The organism is Rathayibacter sp. VKM Ac-2759, assembly GCF_009834225.1.
Taxonomy (GTDB): Bacteria; Actinomycetota; Actinomycetes; order Actinomycetales; family Microbacteriaceae; genus Rathayibacter.
Genome location: NZ_CP047176.1, coordinates 1,266,832 through 1,290,647, shown reverse-complemented (window position 1 = coordinate 1,290,647; position 23,816 = coordinate 1,266,832). Strand labels below are relative to the sequence as shown.

Here is a 23,816-nt window from a genome sequence, read left to right as displayed (position 1 = left end):
CCCATGGCCAGAACCCATCTCACTCTAGCCGCGCTGGCCACTTCGGCCGTCGAGGGCCTCGACGTCCGCTCCGCGCGCCCGTTCACCCACTCGACGCACGGCGACTTCGACTCCGCCCTGCTGACCACGCGCGACGGCGCCCGGCTGATCGTGCGGGTCCCCACCTCCGCACTGGCCGAGCAGGAGCAGCTCGGCGACCTCGTCGCCCTCCGCGCGCTCACCGCCGGCATCCGCAGCCGGCTGCCGTTCGACCTGCAGGCGAGCGTCGGCCAGACCACGTTCGACGGCACGCGCGCCGTCGTCTACGAGTACCTCGAGGGCGACCGCGTCCTGATCGACGACGTCGCCGCCTCGAGCGGGCTCGCCGACTCGGTGGGCCGCGCGATCGGGGCGATCCACTCGCTGCCGGCCTCGTTCGTCCAGGAGGCGGGGCTGCCGGTCTCGTCCACCCGCGACAGCGTCAACGAGACGGTCGCCGTGATCGAGCGCGCCGCCGACACGGGTCACGTGCCCGCGGCGCTGGTCGCCCGGTGGGAGTCGGCGTCGTCGGACGAGTCGCTCTGGCAGTTCGACCCGACGGTCGTCAACGGCTCGATGACCTCGGACTCGTTCCTGCGCTCGGGCGAGGTCGTCACCGCGGTGCTCGGCTGGGCCGCCCTCCGGGTCGGCGACCCGGCCCGCGACCTGCACTGGCTCCTGAGCGCTCCGGGCTCGGGCACGGCGCTGTCGGCGTACTCGCGGATGCGCGCGGGCGCCGTCGACCGCGCGGTGCGCCAGCGCGCCCAGCTCTACGCCGAGCTCGAGCTCGCGCGCTGGCTGCTGCACGGCACCGAGACCGGCGACGCGACGATCGTCGACGACGCGGTCGGCATGCTCGACACCCTCGTCGACAGCGTGCTCGGCGATCTGTCGGCCCCGCTCTCGACCGACACGGGCCCGGTGCTCGAGGTGTCGGAGGTCGAGGAGCTGCTGAACCGCACCCCCGGCGCCCGCACCGGCTCCTCCGCTCACGGGCGCGGGCTCGCCCCCGTGGCCGAGGACAGCGACTCCGCGAGCTCCCGCTCCGAGTAGAAGCGCTCGGGACGCAGCACGAGGTCGTCGGCGACGAAGTAGAACACGGCGTCGACGCTCTCGAGCGGGACCCCGCGCCAGCGGGAGAAGGCCAGGCGGTAGAGCGCGAGCTGGAACTGCTTGAGCTCGAGATCGGCCGCGTCCCGAGGTGCGCGGCCGGTCTTCCAGTCGACGATCTGGTACCCCTCCGCGGTCGGGTAGACGGCGTCGAGCTTGCAGACGACGACGTGCCCGGCGAGCTGCAGGTGGATCTCGATCTCGACGGCCTCCGGCCGGCGGTCGGCCCACTCCGAGCGCTCGAAGGTCGCGATCAGCGCGGACAACCGCTCCTGCTCGACACTCGTCTCGCCCGCGTCGTCGATCTCGTCGGGGAAGGTGTCGACGGCCTCGGCTCCGCCCTGGATGCCGAAGCGGTTCTCGACCCAGGAGTGGAAGGTCGTGCCGAGCCGGGTCTGCCGGTAGGGCCGCTCGGGCATCGGCCGGCGCAGCTGGGCGGTGACCTCGGCGGGGCTGCTCACGATGTCCTTGAAGCGCGAGGCGGGGATGCGGGTGGGGAGGGCGACGCGCTCTCCTCCGCCCAGGCGCACCGCCCGCTCGGCGAGCAGGAGCCGGATGTCGTCGCCGCGCGCGCCGAGGAGCGCGGGCTCGGCGACCCGGACCCGCTCGGCGGCGGCGCGGACCCGGTCGCCGCGGGCGCCCAGGGGGTCGTGCGGCCAGCGGAAGGTGCGCGGCGCCTGCTCGAGCGGGTTCTCGAGGTTCTGAGGCTCGGCCGGCAGCTCCGGGATGGTGTCGGCGGCCTCCAGATCGCGGAGGAACACCCCCGGCCCCCGGGGCTTGGACTGACCGGCCCACCACGAGCCGCTGAGGAGCAGGTGGTGCCGGGCGCGGGTGACGGCGACGTACGCGAGGCGGCGCTCCTCCGACTCGTTGCGCTCGCGCAGGGTGTCGCCGAACGCGGTCATCGCGTCGACGACCTCCTTCTGCGTCGTGCAGCCCTGCCAGGCGAGGTCGGGCAGCTCGGCCGCGTCGCCGCGGAAGGCGTAGGGCATCGCCCCGAGTCGCACCCAGCCGCGGAAGCCCTCGATCGGCGTGCCCGGGAGCTCGCCGTCGACGAGCCGGGGCACCGCGACGAGATCCCACTCGAGGCCCTTCGAGCCGTGGATCGTGAGCAGCTGCACGGTGCCCGGCTCCGGGTCCTCCGGACGCGGGGCGAGGCCGTCGCGCTTGTCGGCGAGGACGAGCCAGCGGAGGAAGCCGCGGAGCGAGGATCCGGTGCCCGCCCCGCGGTCGTCGGTCTGCAGGTATCCCGCCGCCGCCTCGCGGAACGCCTCGAGGTTGGCGCGGCCGTCGCCACGGGTCTCGTTGGCCTCCACCTCGATGTCGAGGCCTAGCTCCTGCTCGACGAGGGTCACGAAGTCGAGCAGGTCGAGCCCGGCGCGGCTTCGGAGGCGGGCGAACAGCGTGCCCGCGTCGTGCAGGCGCCGCAGCCCCTCCTCGCTGAACGCGCCGAGGGCGGAGTGGTCGAGCAGGCCGTCCTCCCCCGGGCGGCGCGAGGCGATGAAGTCGAGAGCCTCGACGATCGAGCCGCCCTCGCCCTCGGTGACGGAGGCGCGCATCCGCTCGCGGACCTCCTCCGGCAGCAGGCGGTGCGCGTGATCGCGCGAGGCGAGCCAGGAGGCGAGGTCGCGCAGCGCCTTGAGGTCGCGCACGCCGAGCCGCCAGCGCGCGCCGGCGAGCAGGCGCACGAGCTCGCTGCCGGCTGCCGGATCCTCGACGACCGTCAGCGCGGCGACCAGGTCGGCGATCTCGGGCTGCCGCAGCAGGCCGCCGATCCCGAGGATGTGATACCGGACGCCGTGCCGCGACAGAGCCGCGGCGAAGCGGTCCATGTGGGCGCGGACGCGGAACAGCGCCGCCGCCGAGGGCGGCTCCGGGGTCTCGGCCAGCCGCCCGGCGAACCAGCGGGCGACGTCGTCGGCCTCCTCGTCGATCGTCTCGGGGAAGGTCAGCTCGACGGGGTGCCCGCTCGCTCCGGGGCCGGCGGCGAGCCGGTCGACGGGGACGGCGCTGCCGACCGCGAGGGGCGCGACGATCGCGTTCGCCGCGGCGAGGACCCCGTGGCCGTTGCGCCAGCTCGTCGAGAGGGAGAAGCGGTGCGCCGAGCCGAAGTCGACCGCGAAGCGCCCGAGTCCCTCGGCGCTCGCGCCCCGCCAGCCGTAGATCGACTGGTGCGGGTCGCCCACGGCCATCACGCCCTGCTCGGCGAAGAGCCGGGCGAGCAGCCGCGTCTGGAGGACGGAGGTGTCCTGGTACTCGTCGAGGAGCACGACGCGGTAGCGGGCTCGGTGCTCGTCGACGATCCGCGGCACGCGCTCGGTGATGCGCAGCGCGAGCGCGACCTGGTCCGAGAACTCGACGAAGCCGCGATCGGCCTTCGCCTCCTGGAACCGCTCGGCGAGCGACGTCAGGATCGGCAGCGCCCCGACCGCCTGGAGCGCCCGCTCGAGCTCGCGGTACATCCCGCTGCCGCTCGAGCCGCGGGGCAGCTCGCCGAGCCGGAGGAAGTCCTCGGCGAAGGCGGCGACGGCGACCGGGTCGGCGAGGTTGTCGGCGAGGTCGTGCGCGAGGGACACGACCAGGTCGGTGAGCCGGTCGAGGCTCGCCTCGACCTCGAGGATCCGCGGGTCGACCGTGTCGGCGACGACGCCGCGGGCCAGGTGCCAGGCCGACGCCTCGGACAGGACGGTCGCATCGCCCTCGCGCCCGATGAGCGCCGCGTTGTCGCGGAAGATCGTGTTGGCGAAGGCGTTGTAGGTCGAGACGGTCGCCGCCTCGAACGGATCGGGCTCGGACTGCCCGGGCGCGAGCGGCAGCAGTCCCGCCGCTCCGAGCTGATCGATGCGGCGGCCGATGCGCTCGCCGAGCTCGGCGGCGGCCTTCCTGGTGAAGGTCAGCCCGAGGACGTCGGACGGAGCCGCGAGCCCGTTGGCCAGGAGCCACAGCACCCGGTTCGCCATCGTCTCGGTCTTGCCGCTGCCCGCTCCCGCGACCACGAGGGCCGGCTCGAGCGGAGCCTCGATGACGGCCCGCTGCTCGGCGGTGGGCGGGCGCAGGTCGAGGCGCTCGGCGATGGTGAGGGCGTCGATCACGGCTTCTCCTCCTCGTCCTCTTCTGCTGTCGCATCGTCCTCTGGCTCGTCGACGCGCAGCAGGCCGTCCCCCGACACCTCCGGCACGGCGTGGATCCGGTAGCGCAGGGCGTCGCCGGGAGAGAAGGGCACGGCGTCGAGCAGCCCCGAGAACTCGGCCGCCGCCATCCCGGTCGCGGCCTCAACGACCCGCTCGCGCAGCCGGGCGAGCTCCTCCTCGCCGAAGCGCGGCTGCTCGACCTCGCGGTAGCTCCTCCCGCGCACCCCCTTGGCGACGAAGAGCAGCTTGGCCCCGCCCTCGGCCGCCGATCCGGCCGCCTCGATCGCGCCGCTCGCGACCGCCAGCTGGTAGCTGCCGAGCTGCGCGTGCTCGGCGATGTCGGCCTGTCGAGGGATGCTGCGACCGGTCTTGAGGTCGACGATCGTCACCGCTCCGTCGCGGTCGCGCTCGACCCGGTCGATCGAGCCGCGCACCCGCGCGGGCGGCAGATCGATCTCGAACTGCTGCTCGCGGCCGAGCACCTGGCCGCCGGCGCGCTCGAAGTCGCGGAGGTAGTCGGCGAGCCCCTCCACGAGGCGGCGGGTGAGGCGCTTCTGCCGCTCCCCCAGCCACGGCGACTCGAACACCAGCTCGGGCCAGCGCGCCTCCAGCGCCGACCAGAGCGCCTCGGTGTCGGGCTCGTCGGCGTTCTCGAGCACCCAGTGCACGAGGGTGCCGACGCCCATCGCGGTGCTCGTCGTCGATCCCGAGACGGCGTCGACGAACCAGTCGAGCGGTGACTTCTCGAAGGCCTCGAGGCGGCTCGGCGAGACCGAGACGGGCCGCTCGGGGTCGCCGAGGTCGAACAGCGGCTCGCTCGTCGACGGCTCGAGCACGCCGTACCAGGAGGACGGGTCGGCCCCGGCGACCTCGGCGAGCGCGAGGGCGCGGAGCCCGCGGATCGCCGCGGGGGCGTCGGACGCGTTCGGCGTCGTCGACGTTCGGCGGAGGCCCGCGACGGCGCCGCGGAGGGTCAGCGGCACGGCGGAGGCCGCGTCCAGTCGCGGCGCGTCGGGTGGCGTGAGCCGGAAGAAGAGGGACGGCGTCTCGTCCTCGCCGGCGACGGCGCTGAGCACCAGCTGGCGCCTCGCGCGGGAGGCGGCGAGGGCGAACATCCGCAGCTCGTCGTCGAGCGTGGCCTTGCGGGCGTCGAGTGGCAGACCGCCCTCGCCGCGGGAGGCCAGGATCAGGCCGTCGGGGTCGAGGAGCGAGCCGCGCTGGCGGAGGTTCGGCCAGACGCCGTCCTGGAGCCGCGCGATCACGACCACGTCGAACTCGAGCCCGACGACGGAGGAGGGCGTGCCGATCAGCACCGCGTCCTCGAGCGAGCGGGGCGCCAGGGAGTCCTCGGGGACCTCGGCCTCGAGGATCTCGGTGACGAATCCGGCGGCCGAGTCGCCGGCGGCGCGCTCGACGAAGCGCCGTGCGGCGCTGAAGAGTGCCACGACTCCGTCGAGGTTGCGGTTCGCCTCGGCGGCGGTCAGCCCCGTGCCGAGCGAGAGTTCGCGCCACGACGACGCGACCCTGCTGGACTCCCAGGCCGACCACAGCAGCTCCTCGATCGATCCCCCCTCGTCGTGGAGGCGGCGCACCCGGTCGATCGAGACGGCCAGGCGCTCGGCCTGCCGGGCCGGCGCGGAGTCGATGGTGGCGAAGCGACCGGGCGCCGACAGCGCCTCGACCAGGAGCGGGTCGCTCGCGCGGATCCCGTCGCCCGCGAGCTCCTCGGCGCGGAGCGCGAGCCGGAGCCGGCGGAGCCCGAGCCGGTCGACGCCGCCGAAGGGCCCGAGCAGCAGCTCGGCCGCCAGCTCGGCGTCGAGCGGGCGCTCGCCGATCGCGACGCCCACCAGCACCAGGAGCGAGCGAGCGGCGTGGTCGTCTCGGAGCGCGCGACCGGCCAGCACCGAGCGGGTGGGGACCTCGGCGACGGCGAGCGCCTTGACGAGCGGCTGCACCGCGGCGCCGGAGCGGACGACCACCGCCATCCGCCGCCACGGCACCGCGTCGCGCAGCCGCCGCTCGCGCAGGAGCCTCGCGATCGTCGCCGCCTCGCGCGCCGGCGTCGGCGCGTGCAGCACGAGGACCGGCGCCGGCGCCCCCTCGGCGTCCGGCTCGGCCACCGCCGCGCGCTGCCGCCCTGCCGCCGCGGTGCCGATCCGCTGGGTCGCTCCGGTCACGAGCGAGCGCAGCGCCGCCGTGTGCCGGTGCACGCGGCCGAGCACCAGCGTCTCGGCGTCGCGCACGCCGATGCTGCTCGCGAACCGGCCGAGGGTGTCGGAGGCGGCGCCGCGGTACGCGCTCGTCGCCACGTCGGGATCGCCGAACGCGATCACCGCCACTCCGCGCTCGGCGAGGGCGCGCAGCAGCACGACGGTCGACTCGCTCGCCTCCTGCAGATCGTCGACGACGACGAGGCGCAGCGCCGTGATGCGCTCGCCCCCGCCGCCGGAGCGGATCGCCTCGGCCGCGAACGCCGCGAACTCGGCCGCATCGAGGCGGGTGCCCGCCTCGGGCGCCATCCAGTCGACGACGTCGCGGAGCTCGTCGAGCACGCTCGCCGCGGCCGCCCACTCGCCGCGGTCGGCGTCGACGGCGAGCCTGCGGACGGCGGTGGAGTCGAGGCCGTGCTCGGTCGCCCGCATCCCGAACTCGCGGAGCTCGGTGCGGAAGGTGCGCAGCCGGAGGACCTCCGGGCTGAACTCGTCGGGCCAGCGGGGGCCCGTGCCCTCGACCAGGTGCCCCTCGATCAGCTCGGAGAGCAGCGCGTCCTGCTCGCCGCCGGTGAGCAGCGTCGGCCGCTCGACCCCGCGCTCCTTCGCGGAGGCGGTCACCGCCTCGAACGCCAGGGACGTCGCGGTCCGCGCCAGCGGGCCCCTGGTCGGCACGTCGAGGCGCAGCGCCAGCACGTCGCGCAGGGCCGTCGCGGCGGTGCGGCTGGCCGCGAGCACGACGATCGACTCCGGAGCGTAGCCGCGCTCGAGCACCCGCTCGGCCACCAGCTCGACGATCGTGGTGGTCTTGCCCGACCCCGGCGCCCCGAGGACCGCGGCGCTGCGCCCCTCCGGCAGCTCGAGCACCGCGCGCTGCGACGCGTCGAGCAGCCCCTGCGCCGGGCCCGCGGGGGCCTTCGCGGTGGGGGCGATCGGAGTTCCGGGAGCAGTCACGCGACCACGCTAACGAAGACCTCCGACACTCCTCGCGCTCTGCGCGACGGGCGGTCGGCTCCGCGCGGATCCCGTCCCGACGCCGGGGTCCGCTCAGCGCGAAACCCGCCTCGGCGCCGTCGCACGGTGCCGTATCGTGACAGCACATCCCCTCCCGAAAGGCACTGCTGGTGGAAATCCGTATCGGAATCGTCAACACCCCGCGCGAGCTCAACTTCGAGTCCTCGATGTCCGTCAGCGAGGTCGAGAAGACGGTGACCACCGCTCTCGAGGCCGGCACCAAGGTCCTCCGCCTGCGCGACGAGAAGGGGAAGATCTACATCATCCCGACCGAGACCATCGCCTTCGTCGAGGTCGGCTCCGAGGAGTCGCGCCGCGTCGGCTTCGTCGCCTAGACCCTCGCACCGGGGCGAGCCATGGAACTCCTCTTCATCACCCTCGGCGGTGTGCTCCTCGGCCTCGCCGCGCGGTACTCGCTCCCGCACCGCCACCTGCACGGCTCCGTCCTGGTCCCCGCGATCGGCGGGATCGTCGCGGCGGCCGTGTGGGTCGGGCTGACCTGGGCGGGCCTCGCGTGGGACGGCGGGCTGATCTGGGCGATCACCCTGGTGGTCGCCGCGGTCGTCGTGCTCCTGGTCGACGTGCGCCTCGGCCGCGCTCGCGCCCGGCGCGACGACGCCTCGCTCGAGGCGATGCTCGCGGGCCGGGTCGCGCCCTAGCCGGTCCGGTCCGCCGTCCGACGGTGCGGCGCGGCCGCGTCAGGCGGTCAGGCCGAGCGCGTCCATCCGACGGGTGTGCGAGGCGATCAGCTCGGTGAACACCGGCTCGATCCGCGACTCGTCGGAATCGTGGTTGCCCGAGCCCATCAGCGCGGAGCGCGCGACCAGCAGGGTGTCGCCGACGAGACGGCGGCCCCAGACGGCCAGTCGCGAGCCGAGCCGGTCGTCGGCGGCGATCTCGCGGCGGAGGATCGCGATCAGGCCGTCGACGCCGGTGTCGGCTCCGAGGGTCTGCGCGATCCGCGGGCCGACGTCGTTCGGCAGCCCGCCGGTCAGCCGGATGAAGAAGTCGTCGAGCAGGCCCGCGGTGATGTACGCCGAGAGCAGCGTCTCGTGCAGGTCGGCGCCGCGCGTCAGGTGCTCGAAGGTGTCGATCGCCGGACGGAAGGGGGCCATCGCCTCCCCCGGCTCCACCTCGCGGCGGCGCAGCTCGGCGACCACGGCGTGGTGCTTCGCGAGCGCGGTGCCGGCGGCGGCCGAGATCGCCTCCTTGTCGGCGAGGTCCTCCGTCGACGCGACGGCGCGGGCGAGCGCCTCGAAGATCGCGAGCTGGAGGTAGGCCACCTGGCCGAGGTAGGGCAGCAGCTCCGGGGTCAGATCGGCGAGATCGACGCGGTCGCGCTTGGCCGAGGACTCGCCGCGGGGCGTGAGGCGCGGCGCGTCGCCCGCGGGACGTCGACGTCGGAACCAGGCTGCCATCCGATCAGTGTAGAGCGCGTCGGGGGCGCCCTCCGGGTCCCGGGAGGCGGGGGCGGATAGACTCGCCGGGACGTCACCGGCGCTGGATCGGTGACCTAAGCGCCCGGAGTCGTACAGGGCGTGGACCGTACAAGACGTAAGGCGCTCACCTCCGTGACATTCTCCGACCTGAACATCGACGACGACATCGTCGCCGCCCTCGCCTCGAAGGGCATCCTCGAGCCGTTCCCCATCCAGGAGCAGACGATCCCCCTGGCCCTGCAGAAGCAGGACATCATCGGCCAGGCCAAGACCGGCACCGGCAAGACCTTCGGGTTCGGCCTCCCGCTCATCCAGGCGCTCGGCACCGACCCCGAGCCCGGCGTCAAGGCGCTCATCGTCGTCCCGACGCGCGAGCTCGCCGTGCAGGTCACCGAGGACATCGAGCTGGCCGCCTCGAACCGGCCGACCAAGATCGTCTCGATCTACGGCGGCAAGGCGTACGAGGGCCAGATCGAGCAGCTCAAGGCCGGCGCGCAGATCGTCGTCGGCACCCCGGGCCGCCTCCTCGACCTCGCCGGTCAGCGCCTGCTGTCGCTCGCGAACGTGCAGGTGATGGTGCTCGACGAGGCCGACAAGATGCTCGACCTCGGCTTCCTCTCGGACATCGAGAAGCTCTTCGCCCAGACCCCGGCGAACCGGCACACCATGCTCTTCTCGGCGACGATGCCCGGCGCGATCGTCGCGCTCGCGCGCCGCTTCATGAACCGGCCCATCCACATCCGCGCGACCGACCCCGACGAGGGCATCACGCAGGCCAACATCAAGCACATCGTCTACCGGGCGCACTCGCTCGACAAGGACGAGGTGATCGCCCGCATCCTCCAGTCGGAGGGGCGCGGCAAGACGGTCATCTTCACGCGCACCAAGCGAGCGGCCGCCCGGATCGTCGAGGAGCTGAACGACCGGGGCTTCAACGCCGCGGCCGTGCACGGCGACCTCAACCAGGAGCAGCGCGAGCGGGCGATGGCGGCGTTCAAGGCCGGCAAGAAGGACATCCTCATCGCGACCGATGTGGCGGCGCGCGGCATCGACGTCAACGACGTCACCCACGTGATCAACCACACGATCCCCGACGACGACCAGACCTACCTGCACCGCGTCGGCCGCACCGGCCGCGCCGGCAAGACCGGCATCGCCGTGACCTTCGTCGACTGGGAGGACCTGCACAAGTGGGCCCTCATCAACCGCGCCCTCGAGTTCGGCCAGCCGGACCCGGTCGAGACCTACTCGTCGTCGCCGCACCTCTACACCGACCTCGACATCCCCGCCGGGACGAAGGGCCGGCTCAAGCCGACCCCGATCCCCGCCGAGGCGAAGGCCGACGCGCGCCCCGAGCGCTCGACCCGTCAGCGCGAGCCGCGCGAGCCCCGTCGCCGCAGCGCCGAGGTCTCCGCCCCGCAGGCCGGCCCGGCCCCGTCGAGCGAGAGCAAGGAGCACCACGACGGCAACAGCGCCCCGCGCCGTCGCACCCGCTCGCGCAACCGCGCGCCGCGCCCCGACACCCAGGTCTGACCCACCGCACCGCCCCGAGGGATCCCCCGGGGCGGTGCGCCGTCAGCGGCCGGCGGCGTCGCGGATCGCGTCGACCGTCGCCCGGCCGGTCGTGTTCTCACCCAGCCGGTTCGGCTTGCCCGTGCCGTGGTAGTCGCTCGAGCCCGTGGTGACCAGCGAGTAGCGCTCGGCGAGCTCGAGGAGCCTCCGCCTGCCGTCGCGGGTGTTCTCGCGGTGCTCGACCTCGAGACCGAAGAGCCCCGCCTCGACGAGCTCGGGGAGCATCCGCTCGACGGCGATCCCCCGCGAGCTGGCCGCCGGGTGCGCGATCACCGGGACTCCGCCCGCGGCGCGGACGAGGCGCACGGCGTCCACCGGGTCGGGGGCGTAGTGCGGCTGGAAGTAGCCGCCGCGCCAGTCGAGGATCCCCGCGAACGCGGCGGAGCGGTCGGCGGCGAGCCCGCGCGCGACCAGGGCGTCGGCGATGTGCGGGCGCCCGATCGTGGCGCCGGGGCTCGTCTGCGCGAGCACGTCGTCCCAGGTCAGGTCGTAGTCGGCGCCGATCGCGGTCACGATCGCCTCGGCGCGGTGGACCCGCTCCGAGCGGATGCGCGTGGTCTCGGCGAGGAGCCCCGGATCCTCCGGATCGACGAGGTACGCGAGGACGTGCACGCTCGCCCAGCCGGCCCGCGAGGACAGCTCCATGCCCGGCACCAGCTCGATGCCGGCGTCCTCCGCCGCCGCGATCGCGGCCGGCCAGCCCGCCGTCGAGTCGTGATCGGTCAGGGCGACTCCGGCGAGCCCCGCCGCGGCCGCCGCTCGCACCAGGACCTCGGGGGGCTCCGTGCCGTCCGAGACGAGGGAGTGGGTGTGGAGGTCGAACCGGCCTCCCGCGACATGCATGCGCTCCATCGTAGACGCGCGCCGACAGGCCCCCGGGGCGTGGATGGCCTAACCTGAGCCGGGATGGGGACGAGACTGGTGAAGTTCGCGGTGGCAGCCGCAGTGGCGATCGTGCTGATCGTGGCGGCGGCCCCCGGTTTCTTCGGGATCGTCCGCGAGACGCCGTTCGCCCAGCTCGTGTCGTTCCGGCTGGCCACCGCCCTCGCCGCGGTCGGCGTCGCGGTCGTCCTCGTCGTGATCGCCGTGCTCGTGCGCCCGATCCGGCGTCTCGCCCTCGCCGTCGGCGCGCTCGGCCTCGCCTTCGCCCTGGTCCTCGCGGGGCTCCAGGTGTTCCGCGGGTACGACTCCACTCCCCCGCGGGCCCACCGCCTCGCCGACCTGCGGGTGCTGAGCTGGAACGTGCTCGACACGGTGCCCGTCGAGACCATCGCCGCGGTCGCCGCCGAGAACGCCGTCGACGCGCTCGCCCTCGTCGAGGTGTCACCGGAGTCGGCGCAGGGGGTCGCCGACGCGCTCGGCGCCGCCGGGCTGCCGATGACCGTGCACTACGCCGCCGGCGACGAGGGGATCGCGGGGACCGCTCTCCTGCTCGCCGCCTCCCTCGGCACCTACGCGGTCGACGCCGAGACCGTCCCCACGGGCACCTACGCCTCCCTCGTCGCCCGGCCGGACACGCCCGACCGGCCCGTCATCGCGGCCGTGCACGCGGTCCCGCCGATCCCCGGGGTGATGGACGACTGGAGCAGCGACCTCAGCCGGCTCGCCGCGCTCTGCAGCACCGAGGACGACGTCGTGGTCCTCGGCGACCTGAACTCCACCGTCGACCACTGGAGCGGGATCCCCGGCACCGCCGCGCTCGGCGCCTGCTCCGACTCCGGCACCCTCGCGAACGCCGCGGCGGTGGGGACGTGGCCCACGTCGCTGCCCGCCGTGCTCGGCGCCCCGATCGACCACGTGCTCTTCTCGGGCCGCTGGGACGTGTCGGGCTACACGGTCCTCGAGGACCACGACGACGCCGGGAGCGACCACCGTCCCGTCCTCGCTCAGCTCTCGGTGCGCGGGATGGTCAAGGACGCGTCCTGACGCTCGTCGAGGACCTCTCCGCGGTCCGATCGAGGAGGAGGACAATGGTCGTCATGACCGACACGGACCAGCAGACCGCCACCCCGACGCCCGACCCCGCCGCCGCACCGACGCCGCGCGCGACGGCGAACCGGTCGACGACGCCGGCGTCCGACCGCTTCCGCGACTTCATCGCCTCCGGCTGGGCCGACCGCCCCGAGACGCTTCCGGAGCCGCGCGAGCAGGCCGCGTTCGCCGCCGGGCGCCGCGACCGCCTCTCGGCGCTGCACACCGGCGTCCGCGTCGTCGTCCCGGCGGGCCGCCTGAAGCAGCGCGCGAACGACACCGACTATCCGTTCCGCGCGCACTCCGCCTTCACCTGGCTCACCGGCTGGGGCGCCGATTCCGAGCCGGGAGCCGTGCTCGTCCTCGAGCCGGGCGACGCCGGCCACACCGCGACCCTGTACTTCCGCGAGCGCGCCGGCCGCGATTCCGACGAGTTCTACGCGAACCCCGAGATCGGCGAGTTCTGGATCGGCCCGCGGCCCTCGCTGGCGCAGGTCGCGAGCGACCTCGGGCTCGAGACCCGGGGCATCGACGAGCTGGACGCCGTGCTCGACGCCGAGGACGACGTCCCGGTGGCGCTCCTGCGCGAGGCCGACCCGCTGGTCACCGCCCGCGTCGCGCCCGACGCCTCCGACCGCGACGGCGCCCTCGAGCGCGACCTCTCGGAGCTGCGCCTGGTCAAGGACGCCTACGAGATCGCCGAGCTCCGCGCGGCGGTGGCGGCGACCGCGCGCGGCTTCGAGGACGTCCTCTCGGACCTCCCCCGCATCGTCGCGCACGAGCGCGGCGAGCGCCTGATCGAGGGCGTCTTCAACGGCCGGGCCCGCGCCGACGGCAACGCGGTCGGCTACGACACCATCGCCGCCGCCGGAGCGCACGCGTGCATCCTGCACTGGACCCGCAACGACGGCGCCGTGCGCCCGGGCGACCTGGTGCTGCTGGACGCGGGCGTCGAGCAGGAGAGCTACTACACGGCCGACATCACCCGCACGTTCCCGGTCGACGGACGCTACACGGACGCGCAGCGCCGGGTCCACGAGACGGTGCGGGAGGCGGCCGACGCCGCGTTCGCGATCGTCCGGCCCGGCATCCGCTTCCGCGACGTGCACGCGGCGGCCATGGCCGTCATCGCCCGTCGCACCGCCGAGTGGGGGCTGCTGCCCGTCAGCGCCGAGGAGGCGCTCGAGGCCGACAACCAGCAGCACCGCCGCTACATGGTGCACGGCACCAGCCACCACCTCGGGCTCGACGTGCACGACTGCGCGAAGGCCCGCCGCGAGATGTACATCGACGGCGTCGTCGAGGAGGGCATGGTCTTCACGATCGAGCCCGGCCTCTACTTCCAGCCCGACGACCTCACCGTGCCGGAGGAGCTGCGCGGCATCGGCGTCCGCATCGAGGACGACGTGCTCGTGACCGCCGAGGGCGCCGAGAACCTCTCGGTCGGCATCCCCCGCTCCGCCGACGCGATCGAGGAGTGGATGGCGCGACTGGCCGGCTGACCCCGGCTGCTCCGCCGGCTCAGGCCGCGAGGGCGACGGGAGCGAAGGATCCGCGCGCCGTCGCCTCCGCGAGCCCCTGCAGCAGCGTGCCGAGCTGATCGCCGGGCGCGGCGGGATCCTCCGGGTGCCACTGCACCGCGAGCACCGGCGCCGAGCGGTGCTCGATCGCCTCGACGACACCGTCCTCGGCCACGGCGGCCACATGCAGGCCGGGGGCGAGCACGTCGACGGCCTGGTGGTGCGCGCTCTGCACGGCGATCACCTCGGCGCCGAACAGGCCGCCCAGGGCCGTGTCCGGCGCGAGGGCGACGTCGTGGCGGTGCATCCGCTCGTGGGCGGGGGCTGCGGCGTTCACGTGCGACGCCTCCGGTCCGAGATCGGGGACGAGGGTGCCCCCGAGCGCGACGTTGACGAGCTGGAGTCCGCGGCAGATCCCGAGCAGGGGCGTGCGGCGGGCGATCGCCCGGTGGACGAGCGCGATCTGCGCCGCGTCGGCCCGCTCGGCGTGCGGACCCTCGCCCGGGTAGCCGCGCTCGACTCCGTAGCGCTCGGGTGCGATGTCCTCACCGCCGGCGAGGACGATCGCGTCGGCCCCGGACGTCCCGGCGAGGAGCGCCGCCGTGCCGAGGTCCTCGGCCGCGAAGCGCTGCGCCTCCCAGCCGAGCTCGCGGGCGGCGGCGAGCAGGCGCCCGTTCAGGATCTGCACGTAGGCGTGGTACTCCTCGCGACCGGGTCGCGCACGGGCGACCTCCACGATGGCGAGTGTCCTGGGCATGCGTCCATCCTGCGGTGCCCGCTCGGCACGGTCGAGCGGAGGCGACACGGTCTGTAACACGGGGCCCGTACGATCGCGGGGTGACCTCGCCGCCCCCGTCCCCGCCGGAGCGGCTGCAGCGCCTCCGGGCCGACGTCTCCGTCCTCGCGGGCACCTCCTCCGAGCGGCTGGTGCGCCCCCTGCGCGAGGCGCTCGACGCGGTCGCCGAGGGCCGGTCCGCCGGTCTGCTCGACGCCGTCGACGAGCTGACCGGCCTGCTCGCCCGGGCCGAGGCGCAGCTCAGCGGACTTGAGCGCTCGGTCAGGGACGACCTCGACCGCGCGGCCACGCTCTCCGGCGTCCGGACGACGGCCCAGCTCGCGTCGGCGGCCGATGTCGCGACGGCCTGCGCGGCGGCCAGCGCGCTGCTGCTCGACGCCGACGAGGCCCGGGCGGCGGGAGCGCTGCACGATCCCGCCGCCGTCCTCGCTCTCCTCCTCGAGGCCGACGCCGTGCTGGACGCGGTCGTCGCCGGCTACCGCGAGCCGAGGGCGCAGGCCGAGCGGCAGCTCCTGCTCTTCGAGGCCGCCCGGACGGCCGCCCGGCTCGGTGCCGGCTCCGCCTCGCTCCTCGGCCTCGTCCACGGCGACCGGGTCACCGCCGCGCCGCGCATCCTCGCCGAGGAGACCGCCGACCGGCTCGCCGGGGCGGCGCGACTCGCCGCCACCGACCCCGCCGCGGCTCTCGAGCAGGCGCGCGGCGCGGTCGACCGCGGTCGCTCCGCCCTCGACGAGGCCCTCGTCGACCTGGGCCCGCGCGGCTGAGCCGAGTCGACCGGACGGGGGCCCTCGGACGCGCCGACGCCGGGATCGTGCGTGCCATAGTGAATCCCATGGCGTCCTTCCTCGTTGTCCCGCAGTGGCAGGGCTCCGCGTCGACGCGGGCGATGCGCCTCGTCGACGGGGCCGAGGCCATCCGCGGCGACCTGCCCTCCTCCGCCACGATCGTCGTCGACGTCCCGGCCGAGGCCGGCGACGCCCAGGACACGGGCGTCCGCCGCTACGCCTCGGTCGCCACGACCGCCGAGAGGGTCCGCGAGGCCCTCCTCGGCCGCACCGGCCCCGTCGTCACGATCGGAGGCGACTGCGGCGTCTCGTTCGCGGCCGTCGGGCACGCGGTCCGCACCTCCGCCGAGCCCGTCGCCCTCGTCTGGTTCGATGCGCACCCGGATGCGAACACCCCCGCGACCTCGCCCAGCGGTGCCTTCTCGGGCATGGTGCTCTCGGCCGCCCTCGGTCACGGCGTGGGGCTGCTCAGCGCCGCGGCCGACGAGCGCGTCCCCGCCGAGCGCGTCGTGCTCGCCGGCGTCCGCTCGAGCGACCCGGGAGAGCTCGAGGGGCTCCTCGGCAGCGGCGCCCGGCACCTGCCGGTCGACGCGCTCGATCCGGAGTCGCTCGTCGCGGCCGTCGAGGCCACCGGCGCGGGTGCCGTATACGTGCACATCGACCTCGACGTGCTCGATCCGGCCGATCTCGCCGGCCTGTTCGACCCGGTGCCGTTCGGCGTCCCCGCGGCGCGACTGGTCGCCTGCCTCGAGGCGCTGCGGGCCCGCTTCCCGCTCGCGGGCGCCGCCGTCACGTCGTTCGCTCCCGCCTCCCCCGCTGCCGCGGTCGACGATCTGTCCACGATCCTCCGGATCGTCGGCGCCCTGACCCGCGGGGCCTGAGCGACGCCCGTCAATCCCCGGCCGCGGCCGAGCGCGTGTCGGTGGCACACGGCAGGATGGTCGGACGTGAAACGACCGGAGGACCGATGACCGCGAGCACCGAGCGCGTGAGCGCGGACGACGTGCGCACCGACCGTGCGGGCACCCCGCGCGTGCGCACCGAGCGCCACGGCCACGTCCTCGCGATCGTGCTCGACCGCCCCGAGAAGCGCAACGCCGCCGACCTCGCGATGCTGAGCGCGCTCGCCGCCGCCTACGGCGAGCTCGACCGCGATCCCGGGCTCCGGGCCGGGGTCGTCCTCGCCGCGGGCGAGCACTTCACCGCGGGCCTCGACCTCGCCGACATCGGCCCGCGCATCGGCTCCGGCGGGCTCGACTTCGTGCCCGAGGGCGGCCTCGATCCGTGGGGGCTGCGCACGCGCGCGGTGTCGAAGCCGGTGGTGATCGGCGTCCAGGGCACGTGCCTCACCCTCGGCATCGAGCTGGCGCTCGCGAGCGACGTCGTCGTCGCCGAGGAGTCGACCCGCTTCGGCCAGATCGAGGTGTCCCGCGGCATCCTGCCGTTCGGAGGCGCCACCCTGCGCTTCCCGCGCACCGCGGGCTGGGGTGACGCGCTCCGCTGGATCCTCACGGGAGACACCTTCGACGCCGCGGAGGCGCACCGCATCGGGCTCGTGCAGCAGGTGGTCCCGGACGGCACGGTAGCGGAGGCGGCGCACGCTCTCGCCGCCCGCATCGCCGCCCAGGCGCCCCTCGCTGTCCAGGCGGCCCTCGCGAACGCCCGCCTCGCCGTCTCGTCCGGCGACGCCGAGGCGGCGGCCGCTCTGCCGGCCGAGCTCGCGCGCCTCGCGGACTCCGAGGACGCGCGGATCGGCATGGAGGCGTTCCTCGCCCGCACGAGCGCGGAGTTCACCGGCCGATGAGCGACGAGACCACCACCCGCGCCCCCGCCGACGACTCCGTGTACGACGCTCAGCGCGAGCGCGCCGCGCAGCAGCTCGAGATCCGCCTGCGCTACGGCGACCAGGTCTGGGAGCTGCGCGAGGTCGACCACTTCGCCGTCTTCCTCCGCCGCAGCCGGGCCCGGCGGGCCGCGCGCACGCTCGTCGCCTCCGGCTACGAGATCGCGATCTCGCGGCTCCGGCTCCACCACGTGCTGGTGGCCAGCCATCACGCGGCCGTCGACGAGGAGGCGACCACCGCCTTCCTGCGCCAGGTCGTCGACGCGGTCGAGAGCGAGGGCGGGCGCTACGACGGCTGGCGGGCCGAGATCGTCCCCGCGCACTGATGCGCGCACGCCACACATCCGGCGGGGCACCCTGTGCACCCGCGACGAAGCAGGAGAGACCATGAGCACAGACAGCAGCACCACCTCCGTCGACGAGTTCGACCTGATCGTCATCGGAGCCGGCCCCGTCGGCGAGAACATCGCCGACCGCGCCGTGCAGGGCGGCCTGACGGCCGCGATCGTCGAGAGCGAGCTCGTCGGCGGCGAGTGCTCGTACTGGGCGTGCATGCCCTCGAAGGCGCTCCTGCGCGCTCCGATGGCGATCCGCGCCGCCCGCGACCTCCCCGGGGCGGCCCAGGCCGTGAGCGGGGACATCGACGTGGCGGCCGTGCTGGCGCACCGCGACTCCGTCACGAGCGGCTGGGACGACCACGGCCAGGTCCAGTGGCTCGACGGCGCGGGCATCGCGCTCGTCCGCGGGCACGGCCGGCTGAGCGGCGAGCGCGAGGTCAGCGTGACCGCGCCCGACGGGTCGGTGCGCGTCCTGCGCGCCCGGTCGGCCGTCGCCGTCGCGACGGGCACCACCGCGGTCGTCCCCGACGTCCCGGGCCTGCGCGACGCGGCTCCGTGGACGAGCCGCGAGGCCACCAGCGCCGAGTCGGTGCCCGCACGCCTCGTCGTCGTGGGCGGCGGAGTCGTCGCCTGCGAGATGGCCACGGCCTACGCGGGCCTCGGCTCCTCCGTGACGCTGCTGGCCCGCAGCGGGCTCCTCGCCCCGTTCGAGCCGTTCGCCGGAGAGCTCGTCGGCGACTCGCTCCGGGCCCTCGGCGTCGACCTCCGGATCGGCGGCTCCCCCGCCTCCGTCGAGCGCCGCGCCGACGGTACCGTCGCGGTGACCCTCGAGGGCGGCGACGTCATCGAGGCCGACGAGATCCTCGCCGCGACCGGTCGCGCCCCGCACACCCGCGACATCGGGCTCGAGACGGTGGGCCTCGAGCCCGGCTCCTCTCTCGACGTCGACGACACGATGCTCGTGCTCGGCGCCGACGGCGCTCCGGTCGGCCAGGGCTCGCCCTGGCTCTACGGAGTCGGCGACGTCAACCACCGCGCGCTCCTCACCCACCAGGGCAAGTACCAGGCCCGCGCGGCCGGCGACGTGATCGTCGCGCGCAGCACCGGAGCGACCGTCCACGACGCCCCGTGGGGCGCGCACGTCGCGACCGCCGACCACGAGGCGGTGCCGCAGGTCGTCTTCACCGACCCCGAGGTCGCCTCCGTCGGCCTCACGGCGGCCGCCGCCGAGAAGGCGGGCTACCGCACCCGCGTCGTCGACTACGAGATCGGCTCGGTCGCAGGCGCCTCCCTCGCCGCCGTCGGCTACACGGGCACCGCGCGGATGGTCGTCGACGAGGACCGGTCGGTCGTGCTCGGGGTCACCTTCGTCGGCAAGGAGGTCGGCGAGCTCGTGCACTCGGCCACGATCGCGGTCGTCGGCGAGGTCCCGCTCTCGCGCCTCTGGCACGCGGTTCCGTCGTACCCGACGATCAGCGAGGTCTGGCTCCGGCTGCTCGAGACGTACGGGCGCGACAGCGCGTGAGCCTGCTCTCGTCCGTCCCGCTGCGCCGCGCCGTCGCGAGGATCGCCCTCGACCCGGCCATCACCCGCCCCGGCTACCTCTTCGCGTGCGCGGTCGGGCTGGCCTGGGGCGCGCTCTGGAGCACCGGGCGCGTCGAGCGCCGCAACGGACTCGTCGTCTTCACCGGAATGCCCTCGTGGTCGTTCGGGCGCGGCGGCTCCTGCGTGGGCACGAGCTACTACACCGACGACAACGCGTCGGACCGCGTCCTCGAGCACGAGGCCGTTCACAAGCAGCAGTGGAAGCGATTCGGGATGTGGTTCCCGTTCGCCTACTTCGTGGCGGGTCGCGATCCGCTACGCAATCGATTCGAGATCGAAGCCGGTCTCGAGAAGGGCGGATACCTCCGTGGTCGCTGACATGAAGGGGCGCGTCGTCGTGCTCACCGGAGCGAGCTCCGGCATCGGGAGGGTCGCGGCCGCCGAGCTGTCCTCGGCGGGAGCCGACGTCGCCGTCGTCGGCCGGAACGCCGAGCGGACGCGCGCGGTCGCCCGAGAGGTCGGAGGCGAGCCGTTCCTCGCCGACTTCGACCGGCTCGACGACGTGCGCTCGCTCGCCGACGCACTGCTCGCCCGCTACGACGGGATCGACGTGCTCGCCAACAACGCGGGCGGTCTCGTCTCGAAGCGCGGCGAGACGGCCGACGGTCACGAGCGCACGATCCAGAGCAACCATCTCGCGCCGTTCCTGCTGACCCGGCTCCTGCTCCCGCGTCTGATCGAGACCGGTCGCGAGCGCCCCGGTGCGCGCGTCGTGTCGACGGCGAGCCTCGCGAACCGCTTCGGGCACCTCCGGATCGGCGATCTCGACCGACGGAAGGGACCGTGGCTCGGGGGCTGGCGCGCCTACGGCACCTCGAAGCTCGCGACGATCCTGTTCATCCGCGAGCTCGCGGAGCGCCTGCTGCCGACGGCGGTCGACGCGTACTCGTTCCACCCCGGCGTGGTGGCGACGGGTTTCGGGAGCGATTCGCGCCTGATGAAGCTCGGGACGAGCCTGTCGTCGGGCTCGTTCGGGATCTCGGCCGAGGCGGGCGCCGTGCCGCTGATCACCCTGATCTCCGAGCCCGATGTCGGCGCCGCGAGCGGCACCTACTTCGACGGCCTGAAGCCGGGCGGCGCCCTCGCCGCCCAGGCCCGCGACCGTCAGCTCGGCCGCGACCTGTGGGCCCTCTCGAGCCGCCTGGTGGGCGTCACGGCCGCCCTCTGACGCGACCCTCGGGGGCCCGGACCGAGGGAACCCGGGACCGTCGAGGGAGCTCGCCCTGCCGGGCGGTCTCGACGCTCCGGGGTTCCCTCACCAGCCCGTTCACCCCGACCTCGCGAGCGAGCATCCGCCCGCACGCCTCGAGTCCTGACGCCGATGGATCTCGATACGCCCGCTCCGCGGGCTACTCGATCAGCATGGGGGGCGGAGTCCGCTGGACTCCCGCCCTGGCCCCGGGCCGTCGCGGGTCTCCGCGCGGCCGGCTGCAAGGCGGAGGAGGGAGCGATACCGGCGGTATCGCGACCGACGACAACGCCGCAGACGGCCGTGCGGAGGCCCGCGACCCTAGTTGGATTCGGAGCGGCCGGTGCGCCAGTAGCCCATGAACGCGACGCGCTTGCGGTCGAGTCCGAGCTCGGTGACGAGGCAGCGGCGGATCAGCTTGATCGCGCCCGCCTCGCCCGCGATCCAGGCGTAGAGGCCGGGGTCGGTGCTCTCCTCCGGCACCTCCCAGAGCATCTGGCTGTCGACGTCGACGTCGGACACCTCGACGCCGCGGTGGTGCGCCGTGAGGAAGCGGGTGGCCCAGGCGCGCACGGACGTGCCGAGGGCGGCGCCGGGGGCTGCTCCCGCCGACCGGTCGATCCAGGTGACGCTGACCCCGGCCGGGTGGCGCAGCGCCAGCCGGTCCTCGGCGCTCGGCACCTCGAGGAACGCGGCTCCCGTGGCGTCGTCAGCGAGGCTCTCGAGGATCGCGCTGATCGCCGGCACCGCCGTCTCGTCGCCCGCCAGGAGCAGCGTGGTCGCCGCTCCGGGGTGCCATTCGACGCCTCCGCCGGGGACTTCGGAGCGCGAGTCGGGCGCGATGATGACGACCCGCGCGCCGGGCGCCGCCGATTCGACCCACGCGGAGGCCGGGCCGGTGTCGCCGTGGGCCACGAAGTCGACGTCGACCTCGGCCATCTCCGGCCGGGTCGCCCGGATCGTGTATGTGCGGAGCGGGTTGCGCTGCTCGTCGGGGAGCCCGCGCCATCGCCCGTACCAGTCGGGCGCGAGCCCGTCGGGCCCGCCCTCGTCGGCGACGGACCCCATGAAGTCCTCGGCGCTGGAGGTCGCGGTGGGGACGACGAGCTTGATCCGCTGGTCCGGTCCGGTGCAGCCGACGGCGCCGAGCTCGTCGCCGGTCAGCGTCACGCGGATGAAGTGCGGGGCGATCCTGGTCGCGCGGGCGACGGTCGCGAGGAACGGCCGGTAGGCCGGGCGGGCGGGGGCGTCGGTCATCGGAGGCATCGCCTCAGTATCGCACGGAAGGTTAGCCTTACCTAACCCGACGGAGTCAGATCGAGCGCGCGGCGTGCTCGGCCGAGGTGCGCAGTCGCGCCTCGACGTCGGCGGCCAGCTCGGCGACGAGCACTCCGGCCCCGCCGATCCACGCGCAGAAGTCGTGGCGGTCGTCGGCCCACGGGTAGTCGCGGTCGACCACGGACATCTCGCCGACCCAGGCGCGCACCGCGCGGTCGAGCGCCTCGCCGCGGCCGCAGAGGGCGCCGGTGCCGGGAGCGCCGGAGCGCGTCGACCGGCCGAGCCAGGTCACGCAGACGCGGCCAGGAGCGGAGAGCGGCGGCAGCCCGCGGGCGTCGTCGACCTCGATGAAGACCTGGCCCCTGGCGTTCGCCGGGAGGTCGTCGAGGATGCTCTGGATCCACGGGACGACGGTCTCGTCACCGGCGATCAGGAACTGCTTGGCGTCGGTGGACGCGGCCTCACCGGCCGGCGTCCCGCGTCCCTCGAACATGCACATCGAGGTAAGTATAGGCATGCCTAACCTCAGCGACAACGGCCGGATGCTGACGATCTCCCGGGCGTCACCACTGCGGCGGGTGGCGGCGCTGCCAGCGCGCCCGCCGCTCGAGCTGCGCGCCGATCGACAGCAGCACCACCTCACCGCCCGGCCGCCCGATCAGCTGGATCCCCATCGGCAGCCCGTCGGCGGTCGTGCTGAGCGGAAGGGCGATCGCCGGCAGCCCGCTGACGTTCGCGAAGGACGTGTAGGGCGTGTACTGCACCTGCTGCGCGAAGTTCAGCTCCGGGTCCTCGGCGGAGTACCAGCCGACCGGGCGCGGGGTCATCGTCATCGACGGCGTGAGCACCGCGTCGAAACCCGAGAAGGCGGCGATCACGGCACGCTCGTAGGCCGAGAGCACGGCCGCGGCCTCCATCACTTCGCGCGCGGAGCGACGGCGGCCCTCCGTCACGAGCCAGCGGGTCAGCGGCTCGAGCAGGTCGAGATCCCCGCCCTCGACCGGCAGGGTGGCGGCGCCGCTCTGCCAGAGGGTGCGGAAGGCGGCGGGGTACGCCGCACTCGGCGGAAGCGACGCCTCCTCGAGTCCGTGGCCGAGCGCGTCGAGCGCCGCGACGCCCTCGTCGAGCGCCGCGCGCGCCTCCGGAGCCAGACCGATCTCGTAGGCCTCGTCCCAGGGCGACTGCGTCAGCACGCCGATCTGGAACCGGCCCTCGCCGCGCACGGCGGCACCGAGGAAGGAGCCGTCACCGTCGCCCGGAGCGGTCAGCGCGTAGCGGGCGGGGATCGCGCCGTTCCGGCGCTCGAGCATCCCCTCGAGCAGCAGCCCCGCATCCGCGACCGAGCGGGTGATGGGGCCGGCCACGGTGAGTCCGCCGACCCCGCCGACTCCGGAGAGAGCGGGGACGCGGCCGCGCGACGGCTTCAGTCCGACGAGCCCGCAGGCCGCGGCGGGGATGCGGATCGACCCGCCGCCGTCGGACGCCGGGGCGAACGGCAGCAGGCCCGCGGCCACCGCGACCGCCGCGCCTCCGCTCGACCCGCCGGCGCCGAGCCGGGTGTCGTAGGGCGTGACCGCCGGGGGCCCGACCAGGCTCTCGGTGTACGAGGGCATCCCGAACTCGGGCGCGGCCGTCTTGCCGAGGCTGACGGCGCCGGCGGCGTCGAGCACGTCGACGATCTCGTCGGAGGCGTCGGGCACGAAGTCCGCGCGCAGCCGCGATCCGAAGGTGGTGCGCACACCACGGCGCCGCCACAGGTCCTTGTCGCCGCTCGGCAGTCCCCAGAGCGCAGCGGTCCGCGGCAGCGAGCCGGAGGCGAGGGACGCCGCCCGCTCGCGCGCCGCCTCCGCGGTCACTGTCGTGAAGGCTCCGAGCTCTCCGTTCGACCGCTCGATGCGGGCGAGGTAGTGCTCGGTGAGCTCGAGCGGCGTGATCTCGCCGCGCTGCAGCCAGTCCCACTGCTCCTGGGCGCTGAGGTGGTGGAGTTCGAACATGGG

The 23,816-nt window shown here is 74.6% G+C and carries 21 protein-coding genes; 13 read left to right on the top strand and 8 right to left on the bottom strand.

Going from position 1 to position 23,816, the window contains the following annotated elements; genetic code table 11:
- The first annotated feature begins 3 nt into the window (after positions 1–3).
- The gene (locus GSU68_RS05840; protein WP_159906322.1) at positions 4–1,071 is read left to right on the top strand and encodes a phosphotransferase; all 1,068 of its coding nucleotides are present in this window, start codon (positions 4–6) and stop codon (positions 1,069–1,071) included.
- On the opposite strand, the gene GSU68_RS05835 is transcribed toward GSU68_RS05840, so the two are convergent.
- Positions 1,008–4,220, bottom strand: a complete 3,213-nt coding sequence (locus GSU68_RS05835; protein WP_159906320.1) for an ATP-dependent DNA helicase — start codon at positions 4,218–4,220, stop codon at positions 1,008–1,010. The two genes, GSU68_RS05840 and GSU68_RS05835, sit on opposite strands and share 64 nt — an antisense overlap.
- On the bottom strand, positions 4,217–7,423 hold the full coding sequence (locus GSU68_RS05830; RefSeq protein ID WP_159906318.1) for an ATP-dependent DNA helicase: 3,207 nt from the start codon (positions 7,421–7,423) through the stop codon (positions 4,217–4,219). Before GSU68_RS05830 ends, GSU68_RS05835 begins: the two co-directional genes overlap by 4 nt.
- 170 nt (positions 7,424–7,593) lie before the next feature.
- Here GSU68_RS05830 and GSU68_RS05825 point away from each other — a divergent pair, with 170 nt between their 5' ends.
- Positions 7,594–7,818, top strand: coding sequence for a DUF3107 domain-containing protein (locus GSU68_RS05825; RefSeq protein WP_159906316.1), 225 nt, complete (start codon positions 7,594–7,596; stop codon positions 7,816–7,818).
- A gap of 21 nt (positions 7,819–7,839) precedes the next feature.
- Positions 7,840–8,142 (top strand): hypothetical protein, encoded by a 303-nt coding sequence (locus tag GSU68_RS05820; RefSeq protein ID WP_159906314.1) that lies wholly within the window; start codon positions 7,840–7,842, stop codon positions 8,140–8,142.
- 39 nt (positions 8,143–8,181) lie between these two features.
- Here GSU68_RS05820 and GSU68_RS05815 read toward each other — a convergent pair whose 3' ends face one another.
- Positions 8,182–8,901: a ferritin-like fold-containing protein gene (locus GSU68_RS05815; RefSeq protein ID WP_159906312.1), complete on the bottom strand. Its 720-nt coding sequence runs from the start codon at positions 8,899–8,901 to the stop codon at positions 8,182–8,184.
- Positions 8,902–9,054: 153 nt separating this feature from the next.
- On the opposite strand from GSU68_RS05815, the gene GSU68_RS05810 reads away from it, so the two are divergent.
- Positions 9,055–10,455 (top strand): DEAD/DEAH box helicase, encoded by a 1,401-nt coding sequence (locus tag GSU68_RS05810; RefSeq protein ID WP_159906310.1) that lies wholly within the window; start codon positions 9,055–9,057, stop codon positions 10,453–10,455.
- A gap of 42 nt (positions 10,456–10,497) precedes the next feature.
- On the opposite strand, the gene GSU68_RS05805 is transcribed toward GSU68_RS05810, so the two are convergent.
- Positions 10,498–11,337 carry a PHP domain-containing protein gene (locus GSU68_RS05805; protein WP_159906308.1) on the bottom strand — a complete coding sequence of 280 codons (840 nt, stop codon included), beginning with the start codon at positions 11,335–11,337 and terminating at the stop codon, positions 10,498–10,500.
- Between the two features lie 63 nt (positions 11,338–11,400).
- Here GSU68_RS05805 and GSU68_RS05800 point away from each other — a divergent pair, with 63 nt between their 5' ends.
- Both GSU68_RS05800 and GSU68_RS05795 read left to right on the top strand, forming a co-directional pair.
- Complete coding sequence (locus GSU68_RS05800) at positions 11,401–12,420, top strand: endonuclease/exonuclease/phosphatase family protein (protein ID WP_159906306.1); 1,020 nt, start codon at positions 11,401–11,403, stop codon at positions 12,418–12,420.
- 44 nt (positions 12,421–12,464) lie between these two features.
- Positions 12,465–13,967, top strand: coding sequence for an aminopeptidase P family protein (locus tag GSU68_RS05795; protein WP_159906304.1), 1,503 nt, complete (start codon positions 12,465–12,467; stop codon positions 13,965–13,967).
- 19 nt (positions 13,968–13,986) lie between these two features.
- On the opposite strand, the gene GSU68_RS05790 is transcribed toward GSU68_RS05795, so the two are convergent.
- Complete coding sequence (locus tag GSU68_RS05790; protein WP_159906302.1) at positions 13,987–14,742, bottom strand: gamma-glutamyl-gamma-aminobutyrate hydrolase family protein; 756 nt, start codon at positions 14,740–14,742, stop codon at positions 13,987–13,989.
- 80 nt (positions 14,743–14,822) lie between these two features.
- Here GSU68_RS05790 and GSU68_RS05785 point away from each other — a divergent pair, with 80 nt between their 5' ends.
- From GSU68_RS05785 to GSU68_RS05755, 7 genes are all read left to right on the top strand, one after another.
- Complete coding sequence (locus tag GSU68_RS05785; protein ID WP_159906300.1) at positions 14,823–15,545, top strand: hypothetical protein; 723 nt, start codon at positions 14,823–14,825, stop codon at positions 15,543–15,545.
- 68 nt (positions 15,546–15,613) lie between these two features.
- Positions 15,614–16,447 (top strand): arginase family protein, encoded by an 834-nt coding sequence (locus GSU68_RS05780; protein ID WP_159906298.1) that lies wholly within the window; start codon positions 15,614–15,616, stop codon positions 16,445–16,447.
- Positions 16,448–16,533: 86 nt separating this feature from the next.
- Entirely contained in the window at positions 16,534–17,370 is an 837-nt protein-coding gene (locus tag GSU68_RS05775; protein WP_159906296.1) for a crotonase/enoyl-CoA hydratase family protein, read from the top strand.
- A complete protein-coding gene (locus GSU68_RS05770; protein WP_159906294.1) occupies positions 17,367–17,735 on the top strand; it encodes a ribonuclease E inhibitor RraB in 369 nt (122 codons plus the stop codon). The genes GSU68_RS05775 and GSU68_RS05770 overlap by 4 nt, the downstream gene beginning before the upstream one ends.
- A 61-nt stretch (positions 17,736–17,796) precedes the next feature.
- Positions 17,797–19,272, top strand: a complete 1,476-nt coding sequence (locus tag GSU68_RS05765) for an NAD(P)/FAD-dependent oxidoreductase (RefSeq protein ID WP_159906292.1) — start codon at positions 17,797–17,799, stop codon at positions 19,270–19,272.
- Between the two features lie 2 nt (positions 19,273–19,274).
- Complete coding sequence (locus GSU68_RS05760) at positions 19,275–19,670, top strand: Fe-S oxidoreductase (protein ID WP_244259461.1); 396 nt, start codon at positions 19,275–19,277, stop codon at positions 19,668–19,670.
- On the top strand, positions 19,660–20,520 hold the full coding sequence (locus tag GSU68_RS05755; RefSeq protein ID WP_244259404.1) for an SDR family NAD(P)-dependent oxidoreductase: 861 nt from the start codon (positions 19,660–19,662) through the stop codon (positions 20,518–20,520). Before GSU68_RS05760 ends, GSU68_RS05755 begins: the two co-directional genes overlap by 11 nt.
- Positions 20,521–20,862: 342 nt before the next feature.
- Here GSU68_RS05755 and GSU68_RS05750 read toward each other — a convergent pair whose 3' ends face one another.
- The 3 genes from GSU68_RS05750 to GSU68_RS05740 form a co-directional block, all read right to left on the bottom strand.
- Positions 20,863–21,807: a siderophore-interacting protein gene (locus GSU68_RS05750; protein ID WP_244259403.1), complete on the bottom strand. Its 945-nt coding sequence runs from the start codon at positions 21,805–21,807 to the stop codon at positions 20,863–20,865.
- A gap of 46 nt (positions 21,808–21,853) precedes the next feature.
- Positions 21,854–22,318 carry an SIP domain-containing protein gene (locus GSU68_RS05745; RefSeq protein WP_159906290.1) on the bottom strand — a complete coding sequence of 155 codons (465 nt, stop codon included), beginning with the start codon at positions 22,316–22,318 and terminating at the stop codon, positions 21,854–21,856.
- 64 nt (positions 22,319–22,382) lie between these two features.
- Positions 22,383–23,813 carry an amidase gene (locus GSU68_RS05740; RefSeq protein WP_159906288.1) on the bottom strand — a complete coding sequence of 477 codons (1,431 nt, stop codon included), beginning with the start codon at positions 23,811–23,813 and terminating at the stop codon, positions 22,383–22,385.
- Between the last annotated feature and the right edge of the window lie 3 nt (positions 23,814–23,816).

Bases quoted from the DNA above. Each gene is read 5' to 3' on its own strand.
- GSU68_RS05790 (WP_159906302.1), bottom strand. From the start codon at position 14,742: ATGCCCAGGACACTCGCCATCGTGGAGGTCGCCCGTGCGCGACCCGGT.
- GSU68_RS05745 (WP_159906290.1), bottom strand. From the start codon at position 22,318: ATGTGCATGTTCGAGGGACGCGGGACGCCGGCCGGTGAGGCCGCGTCC.
- GSU68_RS05770 (WP_159906294.1), top strand. From the start codon at position 17,367: ATGAGCGACGAGACCACCACCCGCGCCCCCGCCGACGACTCCGTGTAC.
- GSU68_RS05765 (WP_159906292.1), top strand. From the start codon at position 17,797: ATGAGCACAGACAGCAGCACCACCTCCGTCGACGAGTTCGACCTGATC.
- GSU68_RS05780 (WP_159906298.1), top strand. From the start codon at position 15,614: ATGGCGTCCTTCCTCGTTGTCCCGCAGTGGCAGGGCTCCGCGTCGACG.
- GSU68_RS05740 (WP_159906288.1), bottom strand. From the start codon at position 23,813: ATGTTCGAACTCCACCACCTCAGCGCCCAGGAGCAGTGGGACTGGCTG.
- GSU68_RS05775 (WP_159906296.1), top strand. From the start codon at position 16,534: ATGACCGCGAGCACCGAGCGCGTGAGCGCGGACGACGTGCGCACCGAC.
- GSU68_RS05805 (WP_159906308.1), bottom strand. From the start codon at position 11,337: ATGCATGTCGCGGGAGGCCGGTTCGACCTCCACACCCACTCCCTCGTC.
- GSU68_RS05750 (WP_244259403.1), bottom strand. From the start codon at position 21,807: ATGCCTCCGATGACCGACGCCCCCGCCCGCCCGGCCTACCGGCCGTTC.
- GSU68_RS05840 (WP_159906322.1), top strand. From the start codon at position 4: ATGGCCAGAACCCATCTCACTCTAGCCGCGCTGGCCACTTCGGCCGTC.
- GSU68_RS05800 (WP_159906306.1), top strand. From the start codon at position 11,401: ATGGGGACGAGACTGGTGAAGTTCGCGGTGGCAGCCGCAGTGGCGATC.
- GSU68_RS05815 (WP_159906312.1), bottom strand. From the start codon at position 8,901: ATGGCAGCCTGGTTCCGACGTCGACGTCCCGCGGGCGACGCGCCGCGC.
- GSU68_RS05795 (WP_159906304.1), top strand. From the start codon at position 12,465: ATGGTCGTCATGACCGACACGGACCAGCAGACCGCCACCCCGACGCCC.
- GSU68_RS05820 (WP_159906314.1), top strand. From the start codon at position 7,840: ATGGAACTCCTCTTCATCACCCTCGGCGGTGTGCTCCTCGGCCTCGCC.